A 17278-nucleotide genomic window follows, 5' to 3' on the forward strand; every position below is an offset into this window, starting at 1 on the left:
TATCTTACCGCTTTCCCGTGCCGAAAAGTGTCCCTATTTGTACACCGTCGAAAAGCTGGTACAGCGTCTTCGGGTCCGCGCCGCTCATCACGCAGCAGGGGATGCCCGCCTCGTTCACGATCGCGGCCGCGCTCACTTTGGTGCTCATTCCGCCCGTCCCGCGGTTGGAGCCGGTCCCGCCCGCCAGCGCGCGGACCCCGTCCGTGACCTGCGCCACATAGGGGATGCGCTTTGCTTCGGGGTCCACGCGGGGGTTCGCGTCGTATAGGCCGTCAATGTCCGTCAGGATGACCAGCAGGTCCGCGTCCGTCAGCACGGCGACCGTTGCGGAAAGCGTGTCGTTATCGCCGAAATTGTTGCCGACCAGCTCGTCGATGGCGACGGAATCGTTTTCGTTGACGACCGGGATAATTCCCATTTTGATCAACTCGGTAAAGGTGTTCTGGGTGTTCCGTTTGTTGTGCTCGTTCGCGACCACGTCCCCGGTCAAAAGCACCTGAGCGACCGTCTGGTTGTACTCGCCGAACAGCTTGTCGTACATGAACATCAGCTCGCACTGGCCCACCGCGGCGATCGCCTGTTTTTTCTCCGTTTCCTGCGGTCGTTCCGGCAGCCCGAGCTTTCCGACGCCGACGCCGATTGCCCCGGAGGTGACAAGGACGATTTCCCTGCCCGCGTTCTGAAGATCGGTCAGCACCTTGCACAGCGTTTCCATCCTGCGCAGGTTCAGTTTCCCGTTTTCGTAAGTAAGGGTGGAGGTACCCACTTTAACGACGATTCTTTTTGCCTGTGTTACAGCCGACATGTTCCATTCTCCTAAAATTTTTATACCCTAAATTATATCATAATCCGCCGGGGTTTTGAAGGAATATCTTTTGAACGAACGGTAAATTCCGCAAAAATCCGGGGTTTTTTTCGGGCAGAAGCGGCGCGCGCCCATCAATCCCCATATTTTTCCCTAATTTTCCATTATCTATTGCACAAACAGAAAAAACGCGCTATAATCGGTTTTGTAAGGCACAAATAAAAGTGCAGCGCAGGACCGGGGTGTCTCACCACCCCGCCCCCTGCATACGGAGAGTGAGCTCCATACGCAACCGAATAATCGGCGCACTGCGGATATTATTATACCGCCTCTTTGCAGTTTTGTACAGGGGTGATTTGTATCCGTTTGCACCTGACGGCGTTGTATATGGATAAGAATATCCGTGTACGGCGTTTTTTTGTGCCTTGCCGCAGGAAGGCCGGCGGCGAGAGTCCCCCTTTTTGGCTTTTTCCGCCGGTTCTTTTTGTGTTAAATTCTTAAAAACAACTTACTCCTTCCGGCGCGCCGGACCTGCCGGTCGGGAAAGCGCCTGGACCATGCGGTCGGCACTCGCCTACGGGACCATGCGGTCGGCAGGCGCCTACGGCGATGCTTCCAATCAGTTTACGTTCAATCGAAGTCTGATGCTCCGAAACTCCCTTCGTCGCGCCGGGCGCGCCACCTCCCTCACAGAGGGAGGCGGGGGATTCGGCCCCCTCCCCGAGGGGGCTGCCGCGAAGCGGCTGGGGGAGTCCGATATAAGTTCAAGTAGAAAAGAAAGTAACCCGGCCCCCATTTTTGAAGGGGCCGCCACTTGGTGGAGGAGTTTAACATATGCTTGGCCGGGCGGAGGCCGTCCCTCCCCCCGGAACCAGGCGGGAAAATTTTTGGCTTGCAAATAAAAAACTCCCGGAATTGTTCTCCGGGAGTTCTCTTTATAAAATGAAATTGATTCCGCTTAGTCCTTCGGTTCGCGCGGCTTGTTGGTGTTTGCGATAAAGCCGTTGCTTGCGCGGGGACGGTCGTCACGGCGGTCATCGCGGCGGCGGTCGTCGCGGCGCGGCGCGGGACGGCGCGGTGAATCGGAAATCTCATTCTCCGGGGTAAGGCCTTCCACCTCGATCAGAGCGTCGCGGCGGGAAAGGTTCAGCCTGCCCTTGTCGTCTATTTCCAGCACCTTGACCATGATTTCGTCGCCGACATTGACGACGTCGGTCACCTTCTCGGTGCGCTTGACGTCCAGACGGGAAATATGCACAAGGCCCTCTTTGCCCGGCGCAATTTCCACAAACGCGCCGAAGTCCATCAGACGGGTCACCTTGCCGTTGTAAATCGCGCCCGGCTCGGGGTCGTTCACGATCGTATCAATAATGGTCATTGCGCGCTGGCAGTTTTCGGCGTCGATACCGGAAACGAACACGTGTCCGTCCTCTTCCACATCGACCTTCACGTCGCACTCGGCGCAGATTTTCTGGATCACCTTGCCGCCGGTGCCGATCACTTCGCGGATCTTTTCAACCGGAATCAGGGTGGACAGCATTTTGGGGGCGTACTTGGAAAGCTCCTTGCGCGGCTCCGGAATCGCCTTGAGAATGACCTCGTCAAGGATATAGTCCCTTGCGTGGTGGGTTTTCTCCAGCGCTTCCTTGACCATTTCGGGGGTAAGGCCGTCGATCTTCAGGTCCATCTGAATCGCGGTAATGCCTTCGTGCGTACCGGCAACCTTAAAGTCCATGTCGCCGAAGAAGTCCTCAAGCCCCTGAATGTCGACCATGGTCATCCAGCGGTCGCCCTCGGTGATCAGCCCGCAGGAAATACCGGCGACAGGCGCCTTGATCGGCACGCCGGCGGCCATCAGGGCCAGCGTGGAGCCGCAGATGGAAGCCTGGGAGGTGGAGCCGTTGGAGGACAGCACCTCGGAAACAAGGCGGTAGGCGTACGGGAACTCTTCAACGGACGGGATGACCGGGACCAGCGCCCTTTCGGCAAGCGCGCCGTGGCCGATTTCGCGGCGGCCCGGGCCGCGGCTCGGTTTTGTCTCGCCTACGGAGTAGGACGGGAAATTATACTGGTGGATATAGCGTTTGCTTGTTTCCTCGTCAATGCCGTCCAGCATCTGGCTGTCGCTGACGGGGCCGAGGGTGACGACGGTCAGAACCTGCGTCTGCCCTCTGGTAAACATGCCGGACCCGTGTACGCGCGGCAGAAGGTCAACCTCTGCGGCGAGCGGGCGCATGTCGTCCATTCCTCTGCCGTCCACACGCTTTTTCTCGTCGAGCAGCCAGCGGCGGACAATATATTTCTGCGTTTTGTACATGCACTCGTCGATCTTGGCCGCCTGATCGGGGTAAATCTCGTCGAATTTCTCATGTACCTTTTCATAAACCGGCTTCAGCCTTGCGTCGCGCACGGTCTTGTCGTCGGTGTCCAGCGCAATTTTGACCTCTTCCATCGCAAACGCTTTGACGGCGCTGAGCATTTCCTCATCCGGCTCGTTGCTGGGATAGGAAAATTTCTCTTTGCCGATTTCGGCCTGAATGCCCTTGATAAACGTAATGATCTTCTGGTTGGCCTCGTGCCCGGCCATAATGCCGTTGTACATCACTTCGTCGCTGACGATGTCCGCGCCCGCCTCGATCATGGCGATGCGGGAATCGGTGGAGGCGACGGTGACGGCCATTTTGGAAACCTTGCGCTGCTCCGAGGTCGGGTTGATCACGTACTGCCCGTCCACATAGCCGACGGAAACACCGGAGATCGGGCCCTTCCACGGGATATCGGAAATGCTGAGCGCGATGGAGGTACCCACCATGGCGGCGATTTCCGGCGCGCAGTCGTGGTCGACCGACATCACCGTAGCGACGACGGAAACATCGTTGCGCATATCCTTCGGGAACAGCGGGCGGATCGGGCGGTCAATCACGCGGGAGGTCAGAATCGCCTTGTCGCTCGGGCGGCCCTCGCGCTTAATGTAGGAGCCCGGGATCCGGCCGACGGAATAGAGCTTTTCCTCAAAATCAACGGAAAGCGGAAAGAAATCCACGCCCTCGCGGGGCTTGGGGGACGCGGTCGCCGCAACGTGGACGACGGTCTCGCCGTAGCGGACCAGGCACTCGCCGTTCGCAAGCTGCCCCATTTTTCCGGTCTCGATCACCAGCGGGCGTCCGGCAAAGTCAGTCTCGTAAACCTTAAAATTTTCAAACATATTGTTCCTCCATTTTATTTGATACGGGAGGCAACAGGTTTAGCAATAAAACCAGCATCCGGACCCCGGCTGTTCGTTTCACTGCTAAGTCCCGCGTCTTCCCATAAAATTTACGGTTGTTCACAAAAAGCCTAAAGGCAGGCGGTTTGCACCGCCTGCCCAAACAAACTGTAATTACTTGCGGATACCGAGCTTGGCAATAATCGCACGATAGCGCTCGATATCAACTTTCTGCAAATAGTTAAGCAGGCTCCTTCTTGAGCCAACCATTTTCAGCAGACCGCGGCGTGAGTGGTGATCCTTCTGATGGCTCTTCAGATGCTCGGTCAGGTCGTTGATTCTCTTGGTGAGAACCGCGATCTGAACCTCCGCGGAACCCGTGTCGCCCTCATGCGTGGCATACTCTTTAATAATTGCTGTTTTTTCTTCTTTTAACATAGTGTTTCCACCCTTTCATCAATTAACCCTCAGTCACAGAAAAAGGCCGGTGAATTCCCCGAAGGGGCTTACTCCTGAATCCGGGAAAGGGGCATAATGCTGTATTATTATAGCATGCCGATTTTGGTTTGTAAATCATTTTATGATGCGTCAGAGGAAAAACCGCCGTTTTTCCGAAAATATTCCCTGGCCTGCTCCCCATTTTTCAGTATTTCCGCTTTCAGCTCGTCCAATCCGGCAAATTTGCGCTCCGGGCGGAGGAACCGGATCAGGTCCACCCGCACGGTCTCGCCGTAGATGTCGGGCCCGTGGTAATCGGTCAGCCAGGTTTCCGCCAGCACGGCGGGCGACCCCACCGTCGGCTTGATTCCCACATTGGTAACGCCGCAGTACCGCTCCCCGCCGAAATACACTCTGGAAATATAAACGCCGAAACGCGGAAGGACAAAATCCTTCGGCACCGCCTGGTTCAGCGTGGGGGTGCCCAGCTCCCGCCCGAGCCGACGCCCGTGCAGGACCGGCAGGATGTACCCGTAGGGCCGTCCCAGAAGTCTTGCCGCCTCGTCCACGTCGCCGTTCGCGATCATGGAGCGGATGCGTGTGGAGCTGACCGGTTCGCCGTCCAGCAGGACGGCATGGGTCACGGCGGTTTCCATTCCGCGCTCCCCGCAGAGGAGGGAAAGCAGCCTGCTGTCCCCTTTTCCGCCGCGCCCGAACGTGAAGTTGAACCCGCAGCAGACTTTTTTCGCGCGGCAGACCTTTTGCAGAATCTGGCCGACGAATTCCTCCGCGGACAAATCCTTTACCGCCGAAAAATTCAGGATGTACAGCTGTTCCACCCCGAATTCTTCCAGCAGGCGGATTTTCTGCTCCTGCGTAATGATCTCCCCGCCCGCGCTTCCGCCCAGATCGGTGAGCGGATTGTGCGCGAAGGTGAGCACCGTTGGGACAAGACCCTTCTTCTTCGCCTCCACCGCCGTGGAAATCACCTTTCTGTGGCCGATATGCAAACCGTCAAAGCTGCCCAGCGCGACGGCGGAATCGCCAGAGGCGGGCGTCAAATCGTAGTAAACGTTCATCATGTATTCTTCTCCAGTATCAAGACTTGCAAAATCCGCGGTCCCTTTTGCCAAAATCAGTTCCCTTCCTCAAAGAACAGCCGCAGCACGGAAAGCTCCGCTTTTTCCCTGTCGACAGTCCCCAGCCCTAAAAAGCTTCCTTCGGGGGAGAGCACGCGCAGAAAGGCGCCGTCCGTTCCGTCCCCCGGCAAGCCCGGAAGGCGTTCCAGACTGAGCGCGCCGCCGTTGCAGAACCGCCGCGCCTGCGCGCCCGTCACCCGCAGCGCGGGGCGGCCGGAAAACAGGCTTTCGGTCGGCCGGACCTTCCGCTCCAGCGTTCCCTGTTCGGAAAGCCGCTTCGCCTCGTCCAGCGAAACCGCGTCCTTCAGCGAAAATCCGGCGGCCCGCGTCCTTCTCAGCGAGGACATCACGCCGAACGTCCCCAGCCTTTCGCCGATATCCGCGCAGAGAGTCCGTATATAGGTTCCCGCGGAACAGCGCACGGTCAGCGCGCCGCTCCGGGTGTTTTCGTCAAATTCATTCAGAATCAGCTCATAAATCGTAACCGGGCGCTTGTCGCGCTCCACCTCTATCCCCTGCCGCGCAAGGGTGTAAAGCCGCTGTCCGTTCTTCTGCACCGCAGAGTACATCGGCGGAATCTGCCAGATATTTCCGCGGAAATAAGGCAGTACGGCTTCTATTTGGGCCTTTTGGACCCTTTTGCCGCATTCCTGCAGCTTTCTGCCGGTAATGTCCTGTGTGTCGGTGCGGTACCCAAGCTGAAAACCGGCACGGTATTCCTTGTCCGTGTCGTCCAGAAGCGAAGCCGCCCGCGTCGCCTTTCCCAAAAGCAGGGGCAGAACCCCGGTGGCCATCGGGTCAAGGGTGCCGGTGTGGCCGATTTTCTTCTGTCCGCAAAGGCGGCGCATCACCGCCACCACGTCAAACGAGGTGAAGTCCTGCGGCTTGTCTATCACGATGACCCCGTTCATGGCTTCCCTCCCGTCGCCTGCCGTATTTTAAAGATGCCTGCCGATCTCCGCAAGAATCTGCGCCTCGGCTTCCTCCAGGGTGGTGTTAAAGGTACATCCCGCCGCTCCCGCGTGTCCGCCGCCGCCGAAAACGGCGCAGATTTCGGAAGCGTTCTGCGGCGGCTGTGCCCGCAGGGAAATCTTGTACCCGCCGTCCGCCTTTTCGCGGATGGTCACGCCGATGACCACGCCCTCGATCGCGCGGGGAATGGAGGCCAGTCCCTCGATGTCGCCCTCTGTCGCGCCGGTGCTCCTGATCATCTCATTGGTAATTTGAATGACCGCAACGCGGTCGTCGTAAAAATAGCGGATGGTATCCATGACACAGCGCTCCATATCGATGCGCGCGCGGCTTTTCGTGTCGAACATCGCACGGTTGATCCGGTGCCCGTCGGCGCCTTTTTCAACAAGGTCCGCGGCAATACGGTAGGTGGTCGGGGTCACGTTGATGTATTTGAAGCAGCCGGTGTCCGTCGTAATGCCCGTATAAAGGCAGTCCGCGATCACGGAATCGATTTCCACTCCCAGCAGATTGAGCAGGTCGAAAATAATCTCGCAGGTGGCGGCCGCTTTCGCGTCCAGACAGGTGCGCTTCGCGTAATCGGAATTGGAAGGGTGATGATCGATACAGAGGTCAACCCTGTCCCCGTATAGGCTCTGGTTCGGTTCGCCGATCAGTTGCAGGTCGGCAATGTCCACCGCGACGACCGTTTCGGGGGAGAACGTCTCCTCTTTCACGCCGCTGAAAAGGTACCGGTATTTCGGTACGATCTCGTCGGAGCAGCGGATCATGGCGTGCCTTCCCATTTTCTGCAGGCCCCGGCAAAGCGCCGTGGCGGAGCCCAGGGTGTCGCCGTCCGGATACTGGTGGCTTAAAATCAGGATATGGTCGGCTTCCCGCAGAAAATCGGCCGCCTCGCTTCGGGTTATCATTTTTTATCACCTCTTAAATCGTTAAGCATCCGCGAAATATTCGCGCTGTATTCGATGGAGTCGGTCGCTTTGAAGGTAAGCTCCGGCACATGCCTGAGCGCAAGCCGCGCGCCAAGCTCGTGACGGATAAAGCCGGACGCCGATTTCAGGCCGGTAATGGCCTGCTTCGCCCGCTCCATCCCCTCCATTGCGCTGACAAAAACCGTGCAGTAAGATAAATCGCTTGTGACGTCCACCCGGACAATACTGATCAGCCCCTGTACCCGCGGGTCTTTCAGCTCGCGGAAGATTGCCGTCAGCTCCCTTTTGATATCCTCAGTCGTCCGTCCCATTCTGTGGCTGGCCATTTTCTACCTCCGTATCTTACCCTTTCGGGATCAGTCCCTGTATTCCTCCATCACAAAGGCTTCCAGGATATCCCCTTCCTTGATGTCGTTGAAGCGCTCGAGACCGATGCCGCAGTCGTAGCCCTCGGCGACCTCTTTCACGTCGTCCTTGAAACGGCGCAGGGAAGCGATCTTATCCTCCGTGATGACAATCCCGTCGCGCACAACGCGGATCTGTGCGACGCGGGTGATTTTGCCCGTCGTAACGTGGGCGCCCGCAATGGTACCCACATTGGTGATTTTATAGACCTCGCGGCACTCGGCCTTGCCCAGGGGCAGTTCGCGGAATTTCGGTGCGAGCATACCCTTCATGGCGGACTCGATTTCGTCGATACAGTCGTAGATGATGCGGTACAAACGCATATCCACGCCGTCGCGCTTGGCGTTTTCCTCGGCGACCGGGTCGGGCCGTACGTTAAAGCCGACGATAATGGCGTTGGAAGCGGAAGCGAGCATGACGTCGGATTCGCTGATCGCGCCCACGCCGCCGTGAATGACGTTTACGCGGACTTCCTCGTTGCCCAGCTTCTCCAGCGACTGGCGGACCGCTTCCACGGAGCCCTGCACATCGGCCTTTACAATGATCTGCAGCTCCTTCATGTCGCCCTGCTTCATCTGGTCGAACAGATTGTCAAGGGTGACCTTGGTGCGGGAGTTGAAACGCTCTTCCTTCAGCTCGGTGCGGCGCTGCTCCACCAGCTCCCTCGCGAGGCGTTCGTCGGACACGGCGTTGAAGATATCGCCGCCGGTCGGCACGTCGTCAAGGCCGGTGATCTCCACCGGGACGCTCGGGCCCGCCTGCTCGATCTTCTGCCCGTCCGCGTTCGTCATGGCGCGCACGCGGCCCACGGTGGTGCCGGCGACAATGATATCGCCGGTGCGGAGCGTCCCGTTCTGGACCAGCATGGTCGCAATCGGGCCGCGGCCCTTGTCAAGCCTTGCCTCAATGACGGTGCCCTTTGCGGCGCGGTCCGGGTTGGCCTTCAGCTCCTTCATGTCTGCTGTCAGGATGATCATTTCCAGAAGGTCCTTGATGCCGGTCTTTTTCACGGCGGAAACCGGGATGCACGGCGTGTCGCCGCCCCATTCCTCCGGAACAAGGTCGTACTCCGTCAGCTGTTCCATGACATGCTGCGGGTTTGCGCCCGGCTTATCCATTTTGTTGATCGCGACGATGATGGAAACCTCCGCGGCCTTGGCGTGATGGATCGCCTCCACGGTCTGCGGCATGATGCCGTCGTCCGCGGCGACCACCAGAACGGCGATATCCGTTACCTGCGCGCCTCTGGCGCGCATGGTGGTAAACGCTGCGTGGCCCGGGGTGTCCAGGAAGGTGACGTCGCGCTTGCCCAGCTTTACCTGGTACGCGCCGATGTGCTGGGTAATGCCGCCGGCCTCGGAGGCGGTGACGTTCGCGTGGCGGATGGCGTCCAGAAGGGACGTCTTGCCGTGGTCGACGTGGCCCATGACGACCACAACGGGCGCGCGCGGCACGAGGTTGTCGTCCTTGTCCTCGCTGTCGTCGATGATCTGTTCCTCAATGGTGACGACGACTTCCTTTTCCACCTTCGCGTGGAATTCCATGGCGGCGAGGGAAGCGGTGTCGAAGTCGACGGTGTCGTTGACGGCGGCAAACACGCCCAGAGCCATCAGCTTCTTGATGACCTCGGCGGCGGTGGCCTTCAGGCGGAGCGCCAGCTCGCCGACCGTAATCTCCTCCGGAATCTGGATGGTGATCGGTTTCGCCTTGCGCTCCAGCGCGATGCGGCGCAGACGCTCGGCCTCGGTCTCCTTGCGGGAATTCCTCGGCCTGCCGCGGTACTGGGAGCTGCGCTGGGTCAGCTTCTGTTTCTGCACGGTATTGTTCGTGTTGATTTTCTCGGAAGCGAGACGGTCGTATTTTTCGTTGTATTTATCAAGCTCCACATGGGACGATCTCGTATCGACAATCCTGCCCTCGGTGCGTTTGATCGCGCTGCCGGAGTCGCCGGACGGCTGCGGTCTTCTCTGCATGGTGCTCTGCTGCGGTCTGGGTGCCGCGGGGGTCTTGTGCTGCTGGGGGGCCTTGGGTCCGACCGGCGTAATCTTGCCCGGCTTTACGGCCTTGCGCGTCGGCGGGACAGAGCCCTGCGCACTCTGTGCGGGGCGTGCCTGAGCTCCGGGCCGCTGCTGCGCTCCCTGCGCCGGACGCGGAGCCCTGGCCTGCTGCTGTACGGGCGGACGGGGCGCGGGCTTCTGCGGCTGGATGATGACATCCGGCTTTTCCGGCTCCACGATGGTCTCGTTCCGGTTCGCCTGAGCGAAATACGTGTCAAGGCTTTCGCTGCTGTTCTTCTGTGTAAACGTTTCAAAAACGAGATCGAGTTCGCTTTCGTTGAGAGCCGTCATATGTTTTTTTGTTTCGCCGGTATACTTCTCCAAAGTATCAATGACATCCTTATTCGGGACGTTCAAATCCTTTGCCACCTCATGGACCCTGTATTTCATCATCATATATCAAATTCCTCCTCATTACTCTGTGGCCGCCTGTGCCCGGGAAAGCTCAAGCAGCTTTTTAGCGAACCCTGCGTCATTCACCGCTACAACTCCGGTTCGCTTCCCAAGAGCCATGCTGATTTCGTCCATTACCGCCCCGCAGATAACCACCGCGGTTCCTTCTTCTTCGGCCGCCCGCCGGACGCCTCCGGCGGTTCGGGGGGAAAGGTCCGCCGCCAGCAGTATCAGCGCGGCGCTTCCCTTCCTCAGCGATTCGATCGCCGCGTCATTGCCGAGCGAAAGCCTTCCGGCCCGGCGGGCAATGCCGAGAAGATGTAAGATTTTTTCATTCATTCCGGCTGATTTCCTCCTCCATACGGTCAAATACCTCGTCGGGGATTTTGCAGGAGAAGGCTTTTTCAAATCTTCTCGCCTTTCGCGCCGCTTTCAGGCAGTCTATGCTCCTGCACACATATGCGCCGCGCCCCGGCCTGCGTCCTGTCAAATCAAGAGATATTTCCTGTTCGGGCGATTTTACCACCCGCACAAGCTCTTTTTTCGGTTTCATCTCTCCGCACCCCGAGCACATCCGCATCGGTACTTTTCTTTCATGCATCCCATACACCGCCTGTTCAAAAAGAATTTACTTCTGCTCTTCCTCGCCGAAGAAGCCGCTTTCCGGCTTGATATCTATCTTCCAGCCGGTCAGCTTGGCGGCAAGGCGGGCGTTCTGCCCCTTGTTGCCGATCGCGAGGGAGAGCTGGCTGTCCGGCACGGTCACGCGGCAGGCGTGGGAGCCGTCCTGCGCCGGGGTGACGGAAAGGACGTCCGCGGGCGACAGCGCGGAGGCGATAAACTGCGCCGGGTCCTCGCTGTACTCCACAATGTCGATCTTTTCGCCGCCCAGCTCGTTTACGATATTGGAAACGCGCGCGCCGCGGGAGCCGATGCAGGCGCCGACGGCGTCGACGTCCGGATTATGGCTCAGGACCGCGATTTTTGTGCGGGACCCCGCTTCGCGGGAAACCGCTTTTATCTCCACCGTGCCGTCGTAGATCTCCGGCACCTCGGTTTCAAACAATCTCTTGACCAGATCGGGGTGGACGCGGCTGATCATAGCGCGCGGGCCCTTCTCGGTTTCCTTGACGTCGACCACGTACACCTTGATGTGGTCGCCCTCCGTCAGCTTTTCGTCGCCGACCTGTTCGCTCTTGGGCAGAATGGCTTCGGCCTTGCCGATCATCAGCGTCGCCGCGCCCGTGCGGGGGTCGACCCGCTCCACCAAAGCGCTGACCAGCTCCTGATGCTTGCTCTGGAACTCCTGCATCATCTGGCCGCGCTCGCCGTCGCGGATGCCCTGCCGGATGATGTTGCGGGCGGTCTGCGCCGCGATGCGCCCGAATTCCTTGGTGTTCAGCTGAACGCCGACCACTTCGCCGATGTCCGTTTTCGGGTCGATTTTGCGCGCGTCCTCCAACAGAATTTCTTTTCCCTGGTCGCTTATGTCCTCAACGACGGTCTTGCGCAGATAAACTTCGAACGTCCCTTTCGCCGGATCCATGTTTATCACACAGTCCTCGTTGCCGTAGCTGTTTTTGCAGGCTGTGACAATCGCCTTTTTGATCCTGTCGAGCATAAAGTCGACCGGAATGCCCCTTTCTTTTTCCAACAGAGCAAGGGCCTCGAAAACTTCGCTGTTCATTCCTCAATACCTCCAACAATATCATCATCCACCAGCCGCACCGACGAGGCATCCCTGGCGGCCAGTGAAATCGTTACTCCTTCCTCCGTTTGAAGGACCATGGTATTCTCCCGATAATCTTCCAGTACGGCGGTCAGCTCGCGCCGCCCGTCCTCCAGGGGACGGATCAGCTTCACACGCACCACGGAACCCAGGAACGCCTGAAAATGCTCCTCGCGCACAAGCTCCCGGTCAATCCCCGGGGAGGAGACCTCCAGACAGTACGACCGGTCGATCGGGTCAAGTTCGTCAAGCGGGCCGTTGATCGCGCGGCTCATTTTTTCACAGTCCTCAATGCCCACGCCACCCTTTTTGTCAATAAAAATCCTCAGAAACCAGTCGGCTCCCTCTTTCAGGAAGCGGACGTCCCAGACGGAAAGCCCCAGCCCGGCCGCGATCGGCGCGGCAAGCTTCCATACCGCTTCGACGGTATTTCCGTTCTTTTTCTTATAAGCCAACCCTGTTCACCTCATAATACAAACAAAAGAGCGGGTCGCCCCACTCTTTCATCCTTCATAATATTACTTATTTATAATATCACAACAAAACTGCGAATGCAAGGGGAAAAGTGAATAATGCGCTTATTCCTCCATCTGTTTTCCCAAGAAGGATGCCGCGACCTGCGCGAGCTTGGTTTCACTTTCCGTGGGAACCTCGTCTCCGTCGTTTCCGAGCAGGACCACCGCTCCGGTCACATCGCTGGAAGCGATGATGGGATAAACGACTTCCGCCGTCCTGTCCACACCCTCCACGGGCCGGAACGCGGACTTTCCCTTGCTGATAAAGTTCGTGCGGCTCTGCATGCATTCCTCAAGCTCGGGGGTTACGCGGCGCTCCAGAAATTCCTTGCGCGAAACGCCGGCCGCCGCGACGACATGGTCGCGGTCACAGATAATGGCAGGCGCGTTGATCGCTTTGCTCAGCACATCCGCGTACTGCCCGGCGAAGGTGGAGAGCTCGCCCACGGGCGAGTATTTCTTAAAAATGACCCCTCCCTGCGTATCGGTAAAAATTTCAAGCGCGTCGCCTTCGCGTATGCGAAGCGTGCGGCGTATCTCCTTTGGGATGACAACGCGGCCTAAATCATCAATTCTTCTGACTATTCCTGTGGCTTTCAATTTTATTACCTCCTGTGCGGTGTTGTCTGTGCTTATTATCCGCAGGAATCTCTTTGCTATGCAGGATTTGACAAGGATGATTTTGGGAAAATTTTTTCTTTTTGCTCCCGCGGGCCGCACAGCCCGCTGGAAATCCCCACTTTTTCCTCTGCGGCAGCGTCAAATAAAATTCTTTTGCTTCCCGCAAATTCGCGCTTGCGCGGATTTATCGACGGGCCTGTGTTTATCTTTCGGGAAAATACGGTAATACTTGTAAACGGAAGGAACCCGTACTATAATAAATCATATTAAGTTTTCCTGAATAAATGGAGGTTTTACATTGAAAAAACTGATAAAATTATGTGCCGCGGTTCTTGCGGCGGCGGCTCTGTTCGCGCTCACGGGCTGTTCGGCGCGCACGCCGGTTACGGCGGACGAATTTAAAAAGCAGGCGGAAGCGGCCGGGTTTACGGTGACGGATTCCTCCGCGAATGCAAACGCGGAAAAATACCTGAGCGCGGTCAAAAGCGAGACCGGCACGGAGCTGGCGTTCCTTTCCTTCTCCTCGGAAAGCACCGCGACGGAGATGTACACGAACCTCAAGTCGAGCATTACCTCCGGCACGGACGGCGACGCGAAGAACGTCGACTCCTCCTCCTATAATAAATACACCCTTGTAAACGGCGAGCTGAACCACATTCTGGTGCGGATGAATAAAACCATTGTGTACGGCAAGGCGACCACAACCTATAAAAACCAGATCGACGACTTTTTCAGCGCGATCAAATACTGAACCTGCTTTAAAAAGGCTCCCCTGACAGACGCGGACACAGCGCTTGTCAGGGGAGCTTTTTTGATGTGTTGAACATAACAAATCTAAAACAGCTTTCCGCCGGTAAAGCCCGCGAAGGCCATGGACAGAATCCCAACGTAGATCAGCACGGCGGGCAGCCCGCTGAACGCTTTGGGCATATCCGGGTTCCTGCAGATTTCCGGCGTATGGGAAAAAACGAGGGCGGCCAGAAAGAACGCCGCGCCCGTGCCGAGGGCAAAGCCGACGGCGTCCGGCAAAGCGAGCTTCAGGCTTTTCAGCACATACGGCATGGAGAGCACGACCGTATTCATTGCCGCCGGAGCCAGAATCTGCCCGTATTTTCTGTAAAACCGTACGGAAAAGGTTTTCAGGACAAACGCCACGATCAGATAGGCGGCCGCGCTGCAAAAAGCCAGCAGGGCCGGCCGTAGGACAATCAGCGTCTGGCTGCCCGCAAGCAGCGGGCTGAGAAAATAAGCCGCGGCCATGGAAATCAGCGTAAAAACCGCCACGAAGGCAGAATACATTCCGAGCATCTTCGGCCTGCGCCCCGCGCGGAGCACGCGGCTGAACCCGATGCCCCCGGCAAACAGGATATTTTCCGTGCTTACCGCCAGAAGCGCGGTCAAAAGCATCTGTACAAAGGTGTTCATATGCGGGGCACCCTCCTTCTACCGCCTTTTTTACCGCGCTTTTCATTTACCCACTGGACGAACGCGGCGAAAAAACCCAGCAGGATGAAGCCGAAAAACGGCAGGGAAACGCCCGCGTCGGCGGTGCCGTACACCCCCATGTTGGTGTGCCACAGGCTTCCCTTGAGCCAGAGCTCCCGGATGGCGGCGCTCAGGCAGATGACCGCGGCAAAGCCGGCGGAACACCCCAGGGCGTCCGCGGCCACCGCCCAGCCGATATGGGTGGGCGCGTAATCGTTCGCGCGGGAAAGGATCATGGAGTTGCCGATCATCAGAGCGGCGAACATGCCCAGGGCGGTCACCGACCCGGGGAGCAGCTTTTCCGTCAGCCACGCGGCGGGCAGATACAGAACCGCGGAAACCGTCAGGACCAGCCCCGGACGGATCCACAGGGGCATCATTTCCCCCACCAGACAGAGCAAAAGGGACAGCGGCAGGGTCAGAAAAAGGAACAGGAGGGACAGCTCAACGGCGTTCCTCATATTGTAGCCGCCCGCAACAACGGGGTAAAGCCCGAGCGCGCCTACCAGAACGGGATTTTTGAAAAACGCCCCGTTCAAAAAGATCATGCCCGTTTCGCGCAGCAGAGTTTTCTTATTCGTCATACGGTTCCTCCCCCAGTCTCAGCGCCCCCAGCAGCAGAGAATCAATCTGCGGGGCGGCGGCGTTGGCAATGATGACGGCGAAGACGGCCCCCTGTTCAAACGCGCCGAAGCGGCGGAACATCATTACCAGAAAACCGGCAAAGGCGCCGTAAAAAATGCGTCCCGGTATCCTGTGCGGGGCGGTCACCGGGTCGGTGACCATGAACACGGAACAGAAAAGCAGGGATCCCGACATCAGTTCGTACTTCACAGAGGTCATCGGGCTGCACGCAATTCTGGGAAAAAACGCCGCGATCAGCACGGCGGCGGCCAAAAACGAAACCGTGATCTCCCACCTTGCCGTGCGTTTCAGGAACAGGAAAAGCCCGCAGGCGCAGATCACCAGAATTCCGGTCGTTCCCAGCGGGCCAGGAAACACGCCCCACAGCATGTCGAGCGGCAGGATGCCCGGCTTCAGCCCGCTTTTTAAAACGGCGGCTGGCGAAGGGGCCAGCACCGCGGTAAAATCCTGATACGGAGGAATCGTCTGAGCGGCCGCCGGATCGAAATAGGAAAACATCTCCTTCGGCCAGCACAGCACGGCAAAGGCGACGCCGGACGCCGCCGGATTAAACGGCGTATGCCCGATGGAGCCGAACGGCATCTTCGCGGCCAGAATCGCAAAGGCGGCCGCCGCACAGGGCAGCCACAGGGGAGCGCTGAGCGGCATCAGCATGGTGATCATCATTCCCGTGACAAGGGAGGACCCGTCGGAAAGGCTGATGCTCTTTGTCTGGATCAGGCTGAACGCGATCTCGCAGACCGCACAGGCCAGCATGGTCACGCCCGCCATCATGAGCGGGCGCGGCCCGTAGTGCACCACGGGCAGAACGAGCAGCATGGCAAGCGCGAACAGCACGTCGCGCATCATGGATGCTACGGAGGCTTCGCTTTTTACAAAAGGAGCTCTCGCTTCATTTAACGTCAATCGAAGTCACCGCTTTTCTTATAGGCCGCCGCCTTCGAAATGGCGGCGCGCAGATCGATTCCGGAAGGGCAGGCGACGGCGCAGGCCGAACAGCCGATGCATTTCTGCACGTTCAGCATCCTGACAGGGTCCGGACTGGCGCTTTGTATCTCTCTCAGGACCTTCCACGGCACAATGCCGCGCGGGCACGCCCGCTCGCATTTCTCACAGCCGATGCAGGGATAGGTCTTGTTCCTGGGGGGCTTTCTCAGCGCGATCACACAGCGCGTTGCCGCCGTGACCGGCTCGGACAGGTCGGTGACGGCTTTTCCCGTAACGGAAGAACCGGTGATGACCACCTTCGTCTTTTCGCTCGCTTCGCAGGCGTCCAGCAGAAATTTCAGCGGCGTGCCGATACGCACCCGCAGGTTCCGCCAGCGGTCCACCCCGTCGCCCGCCACCGTCACCACGGTAAAGCCCTGGGGCTCGTCTTCGTCCACGGCGGCGGTCAGCGCCAGGAGCGCCTGCGCGCCGACGTACGCGGCGTTTTTCCCGGAGGCGTACAGCTTCCGTTTCAAGAGCACCCGCGCCGGGTACCGTTCGCCCGCAACGATCAGATCCGCCTGCGGGTTGATTTTCCGGATCACGCGCGCCTCCCGGGAAGTCGCCACGGCGATTTTGTTCTCCGCCGCGCCGCACGCCCGCGCGGCAAGCACCAGCCCGGCGATCATCGCGTGCGTATTTTCCCGCAGCGCCGCCATGGCGCTTGTCGTACAGGGGTCCTCGTCAAAGCAGCAGGCCACGAGCATATCCGGTTTCAGGCGGCGCAGCCGCCTCAGCTTCTTGTCCAGCGCCGCGCCGTCGAACTCGTCGACGATCCCGGCGGCCTCGGCGGCGGCGATAATCCCGCCGGCGTCAAGCTTCCCTTTCCGCGGCGGAAGCGGCCTCGGCTCCTCAATGCCCTCCGGAACGGGAATATCCTTTATTTTATGTCTCAGCGAAGCTGATTTTTGCTGCTCCAGCTTTACGCCGCGCTGCAGTATCACGCCGCC

18 protein-coding genes are annotated in these 17278 nt (G+C 58.6%); 1 reads left to right on the forward strand and 17 read right to left on the reverse strand.

Annotation, left to right across the window (positions count from 1 at the left end; translation table 11 throughout):
• Positions 1-4: 4 nt before the first annotated feature.
• The 13 genes from proB to ACRQV7_RS15520 form a co-directional block, all read right to left on the reverse strand.
• Positions 5-805 (reverse strand): glutamate 5-kinase, encoded by an 801-nt coding sequence (gene proB / locus ACRQV7_RS15460; RefSeq protein ID WP_444658924.1) that lies wholly within the window; start codon positions 803-805, stop codon positions 5-7.
• Positions 806-1763: 958 nt separating this feature from the next.
• Positions 1764-4010: a polyribonucleotide nucleotidyltransferase gene (locus ACRQV7_RS15465; RefSeq protein WP_444658925.1), complete on the reverse strand. Its 2247-nt coding sequence runs from the start codon at positions 4008-4010 to the stop codon at positions 1764-1766.
• Between the two features lie 174 nt (positions 4011-4184).
• Positions 4185-4448, reverse strand: a complete 264-nt coding sequence (gene rpsO, locus ACRQV7_RS15470) for a 30S ribosomal protein S15 (RefSeq protein WP_444658926.1) — start codon at positions 4446-4448, stop codon at positions 4185-4187.
• Between the two features lie 140 nt (positions 4449-4588).
• Positions 4589-5530, reverse strand: a complete 942-nt coding sequence (gene ribF / locus ACRQV7_RS15475; protein ID WP_444658927.1) for a riboflavin biosynthesis protein RibF — start codon at positions 5528-5530, stop codon at positions 4589-4591.
• Positions 5531-5583: 53 nt separating this feature from the next.
• Positions 5584-6498, reverse strand: coding sequence for a tRNA pseudouridine(55) synthase TruB (gene truB / locus ACRQV7_RS15480; RefSeq protein ID WP_444658928.1), 915 nt, complete (start codon positions 6496-6498; stop codon positions 5584-5586).
• Positions 6499-6525: 27 nt separating this feature from the next.
• Entirely contained in the window at positions 6526-7470 is a 945-nt protein-coding gene (locus tag ACRQV7_RS15485) for a DHH family phosphoesterase (protein ID WP_444658929.1), read from the reverse strand.
• On the reverse strand, positions 7467-7817 hold the full coding sequence (gene rbfA, locus ACRQV7_RS15490; protein ID WP_444658930.1) for a 30S ribosome-binding factor RbfA: 351 nt from the start codon (positions 7815-7817) through the stop codon (positions 7467-7469). Before rbfA ends, ACRQV7_RS15485 begins: the two co-directional genes overlap by 4 nt.
• Before the next feature lie 30 nt (positions 7818-7847).
• On the reverse strand, positions 7848-10349 hold the full coding sequence (gene infB, locus ACRQV7_RS15495) for a translation initiation factor IF-2 (RefSeq protein WP_444658931.1): 2502 nt from the start codon (positions 10347-10349) through the stop codon (positions 7848-7850).
• Positions 10350-10367: 18 nt separating this feature from the next.
• A complete protein-coding gene (locus tag ACRQV7_RS15500; RefSeq protein ID WP_444658932.1) occupies positions 10368-10685 on the reverse strand; it encodes a L7Ae/L30e/S12e/Gadd45 family ribosomal protein in 318 nt (105 codons plus the stop codon).
• Positions 10678-10947: an RNase P modulator RnpM gene (gene rnpM / locus ACRQV7_RS15505; protein ID WP_275714619.1), complete on the reverse strand. Its 270-nt coding sequence runs from the start codon at positions 10945-10947 to the stop codon at positions 10678-10680. The genes ACRQV7_RS15500 and rnpM overlap by 8 nt, the downstream gene beginning before the upstream one ends.
• Positions 10948-10974: 27 nt before the next feature.
• On the reverse strand, positions 10975-12033 hold the full coding sequence (gene nusA / locus ACRQV7_RS15510) for a transcription termination factor NusA (protein WP_275714620.1): 1059 nt from the start codon (positions 12031-12033) through the stop codon (positions 10975-10977).
• Entirely contained in the window at positions 12030-12530 is a 501-nt protein-coding gene (rimP, locus tag ACRQV7_RS15515) for a ribosome maturation factor RimP (RefSeq protein ID WP_444658933.1), read from the reverse strand. The genes nusA and rimP overlap by 4 nt, the downstream gene beginning before the upstream one ends.
• A gap of 123 nt (positions 12531-12653) precedes the next feature.
• Entirely contained in the window at positions 12654-13190 is a 537-nt protein-coding gene (locus ACRQV7_RS15520; protein WP_275714623.1) for a stage V sporulation T C-terminal domain-containing protein, read from the reverse strand.
• A gap of 319 nt (positions 13191-13509) precedes the next feature.
• Here ACRQV7_RS15520 and ACRQV7_RS15525 point away from each other — a divergent pair, with 319 nt between their 5' ends.
• Complete coding sequence (locus tag ACRQV7_RS15525) at positions 13510-13962, forward strand: hypothetical protein (protein WP_444658934.1); 453 nt, start codon at positions 13510-13512, stop codon at positions 13960-13962.
• An 83-nt stretch (positions 13963-14045) separates the two neighbouring features.
• Here the strand turns inward: ACRQV7_RS15525 and ACRQV7_RS15530 are convergent, their stop codons facing one another.
• The 4 genes from ACRQV7_RS15530 to ACRQV7_RS15545 are packed head-to-tail and all read right to left on the reverse strand — an operon-like array spanning position 14046 to position 17272.
• Positions 14046-14636, reverse strand: a complete 591-nt coding sequence (locus ACRQV7_RS15530) for an Rnf-Nqr domain containing protein (protein WP_444658935.1) — start codon at positions 14634-14636, stop codon at positions 14046-14048.
• Positions 14633-15280, reverse strand: coding sequence for an Rnf-Nqr domain containing protein (locus ACRQV7_RS15535; RefSeq protein ID WP_444658936.1), 648 nt, complete (start codon positions 15278-15280; stop codon positions 14633-14635). Before ACRQV7_RS15535 ends, ACRQV7_RS15530 begins: the two co-directional genes overlap by 4 nt.
• A complete protein-coding gene (locus ACRQV7_RS15540) occupies positions 15270-16247 on the reverse strand; it encodes an RnfABCDGE type electron transport complex subunit D (protein WP_444658937.1) in 978 nt (325 codons plus the stop codon). The genes ACRQV7_RS15535 and ACRQV7_RS15540 overlap by 11 nt, the downstream gene beginning before the upstream one ends.
• Positions 16244-17272 (reverse strand): 4Fe-4S dicluster domain-containing protein, encoded by a 1029-nt coding sequence (locus ACRQV7_RS15545; protein WP_444658938.1) that lies wholly within the window; start codon positions 17270-17272, stop codon positions 16244-16246. The genes ACRQV7_RS15540 and ACRQV7_RS15545 overlap by 4 nt, the downstream gene beginning before the upstream one ends.
• Between the last annotated feature and the right edge of the window lie 6 nt (positions 17273-17278).

Source organism: Caproiciproducens lactatisolvens, from assembly GCF_052443335.1.
In the GTDB taxonomy this organism is placed as follows: domain Bacteria; phylum Bacillota; class Clostridia; order Oscillospirales; family Acutalibacteraceae; genus Caproiciproducens.